7 protein-coding genes and 2 pseudogenes are annotated in these 10,508 nt (G+C 65.8%); 5 read left to right on the forward strand and 4 right to left on the reverse strand.

Features of this window, described 5'->3' with window-relative positions; translation table 11 throughout:
- Positions 1-126, forward strand: a pseudogene (locus IEY89_RS39305) (IS5/IS1182 family transposase); the annotation flags it as partial.
- Between the two features lie 185 nt (positions 127-311).
- A complete protein-coding gene (locus tag IEY89_RS39310; RefSeq protein ID WP_229695709.1) occupies positions 312-698 on the forward strand; it encodes a transposase in 387 nt (128 codons plus the stop codon).
- A gap of 80 nt (positions 699-778) precedes the next feature.
- On the opposite strand, the gene IEY89_RS39315 is transcribed toward IEY89_RS39310, so the two are convergent.
- Together IEY89_RS39315 and IEY89_RS39320 are read right to left on the reverse strand one after the other, a co-directional pair.
- Entirely contained in the window at positions 779-1,009 is a 231-nt protein-coding gene (locus tag IEY89_RS39315) for a hypothetical protein (RefSeq protein ID WP_189152324.1), read from the reverse strand.
- Between the two features lie 755 nt (positions 1,010-1,764).
- Entirely contained in the window at positions 1,765-2,655 is an 891-nt protein-coding gene (locus IEY89_RS39320) for a DNA/RNA non-specific endonuclease (protein WP_189152325.1), read from the reverse strand.
- Positions 2,656-2,815: 160 nt separating this feature from the next.
- Between IEY89_RS39320 and IEY89_RS39325 the strand changes: the two genes are divergently transcribed.
- The 3 genes from IEY89_RS39325 (at position 2,816) to IEY89_RS39335 (ending at position 8,024) form a co-directional block, all read left to right on the forward strand.
- Positions 2,816-3,673, forward strand: a complete 858-nt coding sequence (locus IEY89_RS39325) for a caspase family protein (RefSeq protein WP_189152326.1) — start codon at positions 2,816-2,818, stop codon at positions 3,671-3,673.
- A 206-nt stretch (positions 3,674-3,879) separates the two neighbouring features.
- Positions 3,880-4,374 carry a S1 family peptidase gene (locus IEY89_RS39330; RefSeq protein WP_229695710.1) on the forward strand — a complete coding sequence of 165 codons (495 nt, stop codon included), beginning with the start codon at positions 3,880-3,882 and terminating at the stop codon, positions 4,372-4,374.
- Between the two features lie 293 nt (positions 4,375-4,667).
- Positions 4,668-8,024, forward strand: coding sequence for an ATP-binding protein (locus IEY89_RS39335; RefSeq protein WP_189152328.1), 3,357 nt, complete (start codon positions 4,668-4,670; stop codon positions 8,022-8,024).
- A 913-nt stretch (positions 8,025-8,937) separates the two neighbouring features.
- Here the strand turns inward: IEY89_RS39335 and IEY89_RS39340 are convergent.
- Positions 8,938-9,354 (reverse strand): hypothetical protein, encoded by a 417-nt coding sequence (locus IEY89_RS39340; RefSeq protein WP_189152329.1) that lies wholly within the window; start codon positions 9,352-9,354, stop codon positions 8,938-8,940.
- A 262-nt stretch (positions 9,355-9,616) separates the two neighbouring features.
- A pseudogene (locus IEY89_RS39345) lies at positions 9,617-10,444 on the reverse strand (IS630 family transposase); the annotation flags it as partial.
- Positions 10,445-10,508: the final 64 nt, after the last annotated feature.

Raw genomic sequence — 10,508 nt, forward strand, 5'->3', positions numbered from 1 at the left:
CTGGTCGAGCAAGCCCTCGCCACCCTCAAATCCTGGCGGCTCCTCCGTAAGCTCCGCTGCTCGACGACACGGATCACGAGCCTCGTCCAAGCCGTCCTCACCCTCCATCTGGCCAGCTCAGACTGAGGATGGAAAAGGCTCAATGGTTTGCGCCGACGAACTCGGCCCGGTGATCCCCCGCGCTTTCCCACCGGGACCGGGCTGGTCGCCGGACGGGCACCGCATCAAGAACGAGATCGACTACTCCCGGGGGCCGGAGAAAACCTGGGTCTACGGCGCCTTACGCGTCCACGACGGTCAAGCAGTCACGATTGACCGCCACGTCCCGCAACAGCGTCTTCTACCAGCGGTTTCTCCAGTTGGTCGAGGAGGCCACCCCCGCCGGGGACATCTACGTGATCACGGACAATCTGTCCTCGCACAACAGCGTGTCCACCCGCACCTGGCTCGAGGACCACCCACGCATCAAGCACGTCTTTATCCCGGTCGGCGCCTGCTGGCTCAACCTCCAAGAAGGCTGGTGGCGCATCTTCCGCAAGACCGCCCTGGCCGGACGCTCCTTCGGCGACCCGGGCCACATCACCCATGCCACCAACGTCGCCACCGACCAGCTCAACTCCCGTGCCCGGCCCTGGATCTGGGGCAGACCCGCACCACCCACCAGGCGCTTACGCCGCCTCTATGTGTACTTCCTTTGAATCCAGCACTAGCAACGCCCCTCCACGAGGGCGCTTCGTTCGGCTGGTGGAGGGGGCGTTTTTCGCGGGGGTACGCGCCGCTAGCGGTACATGAACGTCGGGATCAGACCGTTTTCATGGAAACCGGTGATGAGTTCGCCAGCCTCACACTTCGGTGCGGCGTTCGCGACGGCCATCACGTCGTAGGGGCTTCCGTAGTTCCCCATCCAGTGCCACTGTCCGGTCGCCTTACTCTCAGCGATGCGCTTCTTGAGCTCGACCCCCTCCTCGGCGGAGAGGGCTCGGTCCGTAGGGATCTCGTGTGTCGTCATACAAGGCTCCTTTCACAGAAGATTTGAGCGGTCTACGCCAGAATCCGCCTTGTTCACCCGATTCGCCACTCCAGGACTGCCGTTGCACGTGTACGGAGTTTGATCCGCGCACCGAACGACAGCCCGCCCAGCCACGGCTTCGACGAGAGGGTGGTACAGAAGCACACACGCTGGCCAGATGTGCGCAAGGCAGATGCCTCTATACGACGATGTCCTGGAGTGATTCCAGTTGCGTCCAGCGCTTCTCGGCGCGAACTGCACGAGGCAGTCGGTCAGCGTCCGGCAGCGGCCCCAAGTCCAGACCCGTAATTTCCGCAACGTCGGCGACCGGCACTCGGAAGGTGCGGAAGGCACCCAGAGGCGGAGGATCGCCGGCCCTCGCCGCGTCGGCCAACCACAAGGCGTGTCCCAATAGGGGCTTTGCCGTCTTTCAGGCGCCATCACGGTTCAGACCGCCCGACCGGCAGGTGCTGGCCACCCAGCACATCACCACGCGGGAGGCAGACCACCATGACGACCAGAAAATCGATGAGAGTCACCCCCCTTCTCGCAGGCTAGGCCGAACGGAGTACCGGCGCCCGTCGGCGCCCCGCCTGCCTCTACGTGCCAGGCCGCAGAGTCCGAGGGCCGGCTCCGGCGGACCCGCGGCCGTTCTGCCGACCAGAGCAGGGCGTTGCCCGCATGTGGCGGGTGCAGGCCAGTCACATGCGGGGCGCAATCGGCGGTGCGCCGTCGGGCGCAGCCACCGTTGGTTCTTACTGGTGCAGGCTGATGTCGTCGTACGACTCCAGCTGTGTCCAGCGGCGCGCGGCTCGTACTGCCTGGGGCAGCAGGTCGGCGTCGGGCAGCGGGCCAAGGTCCAGGCCCGTGATGTCGGCGACGTCGGCCACCGGTACCTGGAAGGTGCGGAAGGCGCCCAGCGGGGGAGGATCGCCGGCCCGCTCCGCTTCGGCCATGGCCCGGGCAGCCGCATCCCTCGACAGGTCGGGTGTCTGATCCAGGATGTAGGCGGTGGAGGACAGGTGGCCGTTCTGGATGAAGGCGGTGACCTTCCAGAACCGGAGCGGGACCTTGATGCCGCGGTAGGCGGGATCGGAATCCTCCAGTACCGGTCCGGTGAACACCGACAGTTTGCGTGCGAACAACTTGGCGTGGCCGAGGAGGAAGTCCTCCAGCCCCAGCCACAGCTTCTTGCCCTGGTTGAGGATGTCCATCTGCGGGGCGGCGTTGGTGTAGTGGAAGGTGTCCGCGTTGGCTGCGGCTGCTTCCGTCCTGTCGCCCCAGACGGGATCGAGGCGGCGGACCATGTGCCCCTTGTCCAGGGGATTGTCGCGGTAGACCAGGTGGCCGGCCTGCTGGCTCTCGGGCAGGCGCGGGTCGAACTGCCAGTTGTCGTCGCGGTCCATATTCGTCAATTGCGTGCCGTCGATGGCGACGGCAGTTGCGGCGGCGAGACGCCGGTCGGGGCGGAAGATGACGCTGAAGTGCGTGTACGGCAGGACGACTGTCTCGACACCGTTTTGCGCGGGTAGGGGCAGGGGCACCTTGACGCCAAGGAAGTCCTCGTCGTAGCCCGTGCGGTTCGCCAGTGACTGGAGGCTGACGGTCTCGCTGGCCAGCGAGGGGTTCTCGGGAGGAGTAGGCATAGTCTTTTCACTACCGTGCCGTGCTACCGGACGCACCACAAAAAGCCTCAAAAGGCGCCGTATGACGCAACATTAGATACTGTTAGATGGAATGGGTGTTTAGCCCAGAGCTCGGGGAATCCACTCCGGACGCTTCCCGTCCGTAGGGAAGGAGGCCCCCATGGCCAACGGCATATCACTCCACATCGGGCTCAACCGCGTCGACCCCGCCAAATATGGCGGGTGGGATGGCAAGCTCAACGCGTGCGAGAACGACGCCCGCGACATGGAACAGATCGCCCGAAACGCCGGCTACGGCGACCGCACGATGCTGCTCACGGCAGACGGGACGGTCGACAATGTGACCGCCGAGCTCCGCAGGGCGGCCAGGGTACTGACGCCCGGCGACATCCTGCTCCTCACCTACTCGGGTCACGGTGGCCAGGTGCCCGACAAGAACGGGCCCGAGGACGAGCCCGACCGTCTCGACGAGACCCTGGTCCTCTACGACCGGGAGTTCATCGACGACGAGCTGTACAAGGAGTTCGAGGCATTCGCCGAAGGGGTGCGCATTTCTGCCTACTTCGACTGCTGCCACAGCGAGTCGGCCGTCAAAGCGGTGCGGAACATCCTCACCCCGGACGCGATGGAGGAGCAGTACCAGACGCGCGACCCCGACCACATCGAGGTCACCTCCCGGGTCATGCCGCCAGCCACCCAGCACGAGGCGTACGCGAGGGACAAGAACCTCTACGACACGATCCAGCGGAACCTGAATCCGAAGGACACCCTCGAACTGGCGGCCAGCGTTCTGCTCATCTCCGCCTGCGCAGACAATCAGCTGGCCGCCGACGGCTGGGAGAACGGGCTGTTCACCGGCACGCTCCGCGAAGTGTGGAGCGAAGGGAAGTTCACCGGCGGACACAAGTCCTTCCAACGTGAAATCCTCCGCAGGATGCCGCCCAATCAGAGCCCCGGCCTCTTCGTGACAGGCAGCGCCAACAACGAGTTCCTGCAGCAGCGGCCCTTCACCGTATGAGGAACATCGCTGCGTGCGGGGCTGTTTCGAACCCCGCCCCGCACGCCCACCCGGTTGCGGCTTCGAACGTCCCGTCCCTCACGAGGACGACGTGCGGAACGCCGCTGCCGGGCGAAGCGCGTAACACTGGTGGGGTAGGACGCGACAGTCGACGAGACGAGGCCGAGCCATAGTCTTGCAGGCGTCACACAGCTGTCAGAAATTCCTTGCGTCTGGGACTCGTCGGCGGTCTGATCACCGCGGGACTGATGTGCTTGACGCCGCAGTCCGCTCAGGCGATCACCGGCGGGAACAACGTCACCGACCATTCCTTCGACTTCGTTGCGAAAATCAACTACACCTTGGCGCCGACCTGGTGCACAGCGACCCTCATCAAGCCCGACTGGGTCCTGACCGCGGCCCACCGTATGGGTGGTGCGAATCCCGGCGAGATCACGGTGCGCGTCGGTACCAACGTCCGGGACACCGGAGGGCAGGTGCGGGACACCGTAGCCATCCACTCGTACCCCGCCTACGTGGGCGGGCGCGACGACATAGCCCTCCTGAAACTGGATTCCCCTGTCACCGGCATCACGCCGATCAAACTCGCCGATCCCGCACAGTACAGGCGGTGGGACGGCCAGTCCGGAGGCCCGTTCACCATGTACGACGACGGCGTGGTGGCCGGCTGGGGCCAGAACGGTCACGTCTTCGCCATCTGAAGTCCGGATCGGCACGGAGTGCCCGGCGCTGGCACGGTCACCACCGCCAAGCGGTGCCCGTAGCAAAGGCGCGTTGCCCCCGCTCAACGGGGGACTCGGTCATACAGCCCCTATCCGATGTGAGGGGGCGAAGCCACGTCTTCTCGTAGCAGGTAGTGATGCTTCTGCCCTGCCTCCGCACTGGGCCAGCCCTCGGGCCTTCGCCGGCTTCGGATGGGTGAATGTCGGCGCGCGAGGTGTCGAAGACGCGGCACGGCGGCTACATTCTGCGGCCGGCGTGGAATCACTCTCGGGTGAACCTCGACAGGGCTTTCTCGCGACGGCTGATGGAACGGGGCTACGACCGCGCCCGCAGGTGGAGGGGGCGCAAGGGCCGCTGGTACTTTCCCCTCCTCGGCCTGACGTTGCTGGGCGCGCTCGCCCTGCTGTGCCTAGTGGTCACGGCCATGGTCACGCTGGGTGTCGCGGACCGGTCCTGGTCGCCCATCCAGTGGGCCGATCAGCAGTGCGACAAGAGCCAGTTGTCCTGCGGCATCCTGCAAAGCGTCTTCATGCCTTTCCTCACGCTGGCGCTGGCCACGGTCGCGTACCTCCTCTTCCGGTTCACGCTTGTGAGCAGGGCCTACCTCAGGAAGGCCGTGGAGGCTCCACAGGACCTGGTGGAAACGGCTGGCGGCATCTTCGGCCGGGTGGTCGGCCGCGACCAGCTGTGCGAGGTTCTCATGGAGGACCTGCGGGACAGCCGCTTCCGCCGCACCCACGTTGTCATCGGCGGGGTCGGCACCGGCAAGACTGCGCTGATCGTCCTGCTGACGGAGCAACTGGCGAGGCGGGGCGCCGTGCCGGTCCCGTTGCGGCTACGCGGCACATCGAGTGACCTGGACTTTCGCCAGTTGGCGTTCGAACGTTTCTGCCGCGAGGTACAGGGACACATTCGCTCCAGCGGCGAGGCGGAGAAGGTGTGGCGACGACTGTGCCAGCAGGGCCGCATCGTCGTCCTGGCCGACGGCCTCGAAGACGCCCTGGTGGGAGAGGAGCTGGCCCAGCAGCGCGACACCGTCATCAGGCTGGCGATCCGTCGCGCCAACGACGAGCGGCTGCCGCTGATCATCACCTCACGTCCGCACGACTCGCTGCGCGGGCTGGATGCCTCGCTGACTGCTCTTGAGCCGCTGAGCGAGGAGGCAGCCCTCACCTATATCTCCTCCGGCACAGCGGCCGAGGACCGCCAGCGGCTCGACTGGATCGTTGAGAAAGCCGGCATCGCCGAAGCCCCGACCTATCTGCAGGTCGCCCACGACCTCCACGAGCATGGCCTGCTCGAGCGCGCCCTCACCGGCCACTTCGGCGAAGAGGGCGTGGAAACCCGCGGGGCCGATCGGGCGGGGCTCCGCTTCCATCTGCTCGACACCTGGCTCCGCGCACTGGTCACCGGACGCCTGATGCCTGAAATCACGCTCGGCCAGGACGAGCGTCAAGCCACGCTCGACTACCTGTCCGCGCTTGCCTGCGTGGGTTTGGCCGACGATTCCTCCGAGGCCCGCTTCGCCGACGTCGTTGATGAACAGGACCCCACACGGTCCCGCTTCCCGGAGATCGTCCGGGAGCTGGCACGGCGCGTTCAGGGCAGCCGGCTCGATGTCCGCCTCGCCGCTCACTGGGGCATGCGCATGGACCTGGTCGAACTCATCAACGGAAACCAGGCCCGATTCCAGCACAGCGTGATCCAGGCCCACCTCGGTGCCCGGTTCCTCAACGCGGTGATCCATCCGGACGTACCCGAAGAGCCGACCCCGGGCTCATACTTCCCGGCAGCGCTGGAGAACCCGGGACGGGAACTGCTGATCGCCCTGGTGCTCCACTCCCGCACACTGGACGGGTCGTGTCCGCACGGAGAGGCCCACGCGGACGGCGACGCCTGGTGCCCCGTGTCTGCCGCGCGCGACCTCCTCCTGCGCGCGGCCTGCCGGGCGCAGGCGCACAGGGACGGCAGACCGGACGCCTCGCCCCGCGACCCGGCAGATCCGCAGCACGTCTTCGGCCGCACCCTGCACACCAAGGCGATTCAGATGTACGCCGCGGCGCTCGAAATCGACAGTGTCGACGCCGAACCTCAGCAGCACCGGATCGCCATGCAGCTGACAACGTCCTGGTCGGACCTGCGCGCCCATGATCCGGACACGCTCGTGGCGGCAAAGACACTCCTCGTCTCCCGCTTCGGCGAGGCCATGCGTACCGTGGCCAGCCGAAAGACCATGCAACCCGCCTACCCGGAACTCTTCGAGATCGCACGCCTCGAACGGTCGTACCGCGTCCGCCTGGCCATCGCACAGGAGATCGGGGCGGGAGGCGACAACGCCTTTGAGGTCCTCGAGCCCCGCCTGCGCGGACCTGAACTCGTCCAGGAACCGCCGATGGAACGCGAATCGGAGTGGATGGTTGACCTATGGGAAAGCCAGCAGCCCGAGGCCGTCCTCGAACAGGAGAGCAGAGAACACCGCAGGAGCGAAGGCAACATCGCGCGCACCCGACGGGAAACACGAGAACGACAGGCACAACGGCGCGACGCACTCCGGCGCGAGGAGGACGAACGCGAGGAGGAAGAACGGAAATGGAGGGACAACACCCTGTGCGCATGGCTGGTCCCCCTGCTCGTAGGATCCGTCACCACCCGCCGCCACAACAACACCCCCTACGAAATCCTCGAGAGCTGGGTGCGACGCGTGGGCACCCCCGACACGAACGGCGCATCCACCCTCGACCTACCGCTGGAAATCGCCCTCGCCCAAGGCTTCAAATACGCGGCCAACCGCCGCCACCGGCACCCGCACGCCCACCCACAAGCACGTGAATACCTCAGCGAGCAGGCATGGGACATGCTCAAACGCGCCCGGTTCTGGTTCACCCGCCTCACACTGCTGCACGCGCTCACACTGTGGGACCTCCCCGACCACACCACGACAACGCCCCTCCCCGGAGAGCACGGCGCCGACCCCACGCAACAGGTCCGCCAGTGGCTCGCCCTACCGGACGGAACACCACAGCACCCCTTCGTCGAGGCAGCTGCCGAGCTCTGCGTCTGGGCCCTGAAAACCCGCCGGCCGGAGCGATTCCTGTGGATCGACGAATCCGGCGTGGCCGCCGTCGTCGGTTCGCAGACAGCCGCAGGCGGAGAAGTACGCAAGCACCAACTCTGGATTCCGCCCTCCACAGGATGGAGCACCCTGCATCCACGTGCCCAGCAACTCCTCGCCGACGCCATGCTGCTGCTCAACGTCGCGGAACGCGGGGACTGGCCCCAGGACCGAGCGCGACGACTGCGCCACACCGCTCGGCCAGACCTGCCGCCGTGTCTGACCCGGGACCGTCGCCCGCTCGACCCGAGCCGCACCGCCATGGGCACCGCCGCTTCCCAAGCCGGGTCCAACTGCCGCGACGACTGCGCATTCGAGTTGTGCCCCTACCCGCCAAAAGGGCTGGACAGCCAGCGCGTAGAACTGAGCGAAGCCTTCTGCCGGGCGCAGCTCACCCTGCTGTCCCGGTCCCGCCTCCGGCCCGAAGCCCCATGGCAGCGGCACACAGATCTGGCCGGCCTGAGACGGTTCTGGGAGCGGATGGGGCAGCGAGCCCAGAACGGCCCGCGTAGCTGATGACATCACTGGCTGCACTCCTCCTCAATTCCTGGACGCTGGCATGCCGCCTCTCTGAGGATGATGACCGGCAATGGAGCGGTTGGACGGCGGGGCGAGAGTACGAGTGGTACGAGGGCGGAGCTGGTATTGCGGGTGCTGGCCGATGGCTCGGATCCGGAGGCGGCGGAGCGACAAGCCCGATGGCTACGCGAGGAGTTGGCGGAACTCGAGGTCGACTCGCTCCCGCCACTCGCGGGGAGCGAATCGGTTCCCGGTGTGAAGGGCGATGCCGAGGTGGTCGGCGAATTGTTGGTGACGCTGGCGCAGCCGCCGCAGCTGCTGACAGGCGCCGGTGCGGGCATTGTTCGAGGTGCTGACGGGGTTGCTGGCCCGGCCGACGACGCCGGAGCGTACGAATACCTGCTGAAGCGCTTCTCGGACGGGGGGAGGAGGAGCGGTTCGGTAGTGGCAGTGGGACCTGCCGTCGGTTATGCGAAGTCCTCCCCAGCCAGGCACGGTTCCGCTAGTAGGCGCGGTCGGCGAGGATGGGGATGCCCTAAGTTCGCAGATCCGGATGATCCGGCCACCGACTCGTGATTCTTGGGGCCCAGCAGTTCGATGAGCGTCGTCAAAGTACCCGACGTCATACGGGCGTTCGGATTGGATGGCGATCACTACTTCGACTGTGAGCCTTTCCAACCTCCCGCGTGACTTGGACAGTTGGCCTGACAAACGACTAAAGCCTCTGGTGGATGGGTTTTCGACCAAGAGAACCGTATCCACCTGAGGCTTCGTATGCTTGTCTACGCCGTCCGGCGTCGACTGTCCAGCTCAACCCTCCGCTTCCTCGCCGCCCGCCTGAGGAAACACCGCCTCGCTCTCGGCACTCGATCGCGGCAGCTGAGTGTGGACCAGAGGCCCTGCTAGCTAATCACCTGTGCATATGCACGGTGAAGTGCTCTGTCGCGCCGGAACTCCAATCGATGCGTTCCTGAACCGACAAGCCGGTCGACTCCGGCCGCAGGAGCAGCTGCTCGCTCGCGTTGTTCCATTTGTAAATGGCGTACCGGGCGCCCGCGACGTACTTGCTGGGGAACAGCTCCTTCGACCGGCCTTTGTCCCAGACACAGTCCTTCGTCGCGTCGTGATCGCACGTGGAATAGGCCTGGATGTAAAGGCCGCAGCTGTCTGAAACCCATACGAGGATGCGGCTCAGCCTGTCATCGCTTGAATACCACTTTCCTGGAAGTTTACTTGCGATTTGGCAGGCTACCGCCTGTTTCGCTGAGGTGAGCGTGAACGTTACCGCGAGGGAAAACGTCAAGGCGGCCGTGATGAGCAGGGCCATGGTCCGGGACAGTGGGCTGCAGGCAGAACGGACGTGTGTCATTGTGGGCCTCCGATGGCGGGTGCCAGCATGAGCGTTCCGTGGTCGTACGGCACGTCCAGCTGGTTGCTTGGTGGCGGGCACGACTAGCGCAGCGCGGGAGAGTTGACGACGAAGCGCTGAAGAGTGGGCGGCGAAAATCACATCCGACTCTCGCTAGTCATCGAGGTAATTCCAGTCAACGCCGGTCACTCATATGCCGCAACTGGGGGCCGTCGATGAATTACTGACGTTGTCGCCGTGGTGTCGTCAAGGTGAGTCCGGTTTCGGCGAGGCATCCGTTGATGAGGTTGCTGCGGTACTGGATCTGGCGGAGACCGTGTCGAAGTGCGCTCATGAGGTGGTCGGGGTCGGTGAAGGCGGTGTTGGCCTGGCTGCTGCGTCGCAGCAGGGACCAGATGCCCTCGACGGGGTTGAGGTCCGGTGCGTAGGACGGCAGGAAGTAACAGGTGATCCAGTCGTGGGTGTCGACGAACTCCCGTAGCCGGCGGTCCTTGTGCACGTTGAGGTTGTCCCACACGAGCACAATGGGTGCGCCGAGCTGCTGGTGCGCGGCGATGAGCAGGTCGCGGTACTCGGTCCAGGTGAAACTGCGTCTGCCGCCCCGCCTTGTGATCGACGTGCCGCTTCGGCCGGTAGATCAGCCGTGAGCGTTCGCCTTGCTTGTAGCAGGCCAGAGCGGCGATGGAGAAGCGGCGCTGAGAGCGTCCCCTGACCCGGATGAGGGGTGTGTGTCCGCGCCTGGCCCAGGTCCGGCTGGTGGGCGGCGTCATCGAGAAGCCGGCTTCATCTTCGAAGCACAGCCAGGCGTCGAGCGCCGCCACGGACCTTCCACCTGCAGCCAGGTCTCCTTCACCCAGCCCGCCACGGCCTCCTCGCCTCGCTCGACTGCTCGGCGGGCCGGGACCTGGTGGCTGAAACCATGCCGGTGCAGCATCTGCGCGATCGCCGACAGCGTCATGCTCTTGTGGAACCTGCGCCCGATCAACGTCTTGATGCGCGCCAGCGTCCATGTCTGGTCCGGCCATCCGTGCGCGACGGGACCCTTGGCGGGGGCGCTGTCACGTTGTTGGGTGGGTGGCTGTCTGATGGTGCGTCGTGGTGTGGTGGAGCCC

The sequence above is a fragment of the Streptomyces lacrimifluminis genome (assembly GCF_014646095.1).
Lineage (GTDB): Bacteria > Actinomycetota > Actinomycetes > Streptomycetales > Streptomycetaceae > Streptomyces > Streptomyces lacrimifluminis.

Coding starts and splice junctions, on each gene's coding strand:
- IEY89_RS39315 (WP_189152324.1), bottom strand. CDS start 1,009: ATGACGACACACGAGATCCCTACGGACCGAGCCCTCTCCGCCGAGGAG.
- IEY89_RS39320 (WP_189152325.1), bottom strand. CDS start 2,655: ATGCCTACTCCTCCCGAGAACCCCTCGCTGGCCAGCGAGACCGTCAGC.
- IEY89_RS39325 (WP_189152326.1), top strand. CDS start 2,816: ATGGCCAACGGCATATCACTCCACATCGGGCTCAACCGCGTCGACCCC.
- IEY89_RS39340 (WP_189152329.1), bottom strand. CDS start 9,354: ATGGCCCTGCTCATCACGGCCGCCTTGACGTTTTCCCTCGCGGTAACG.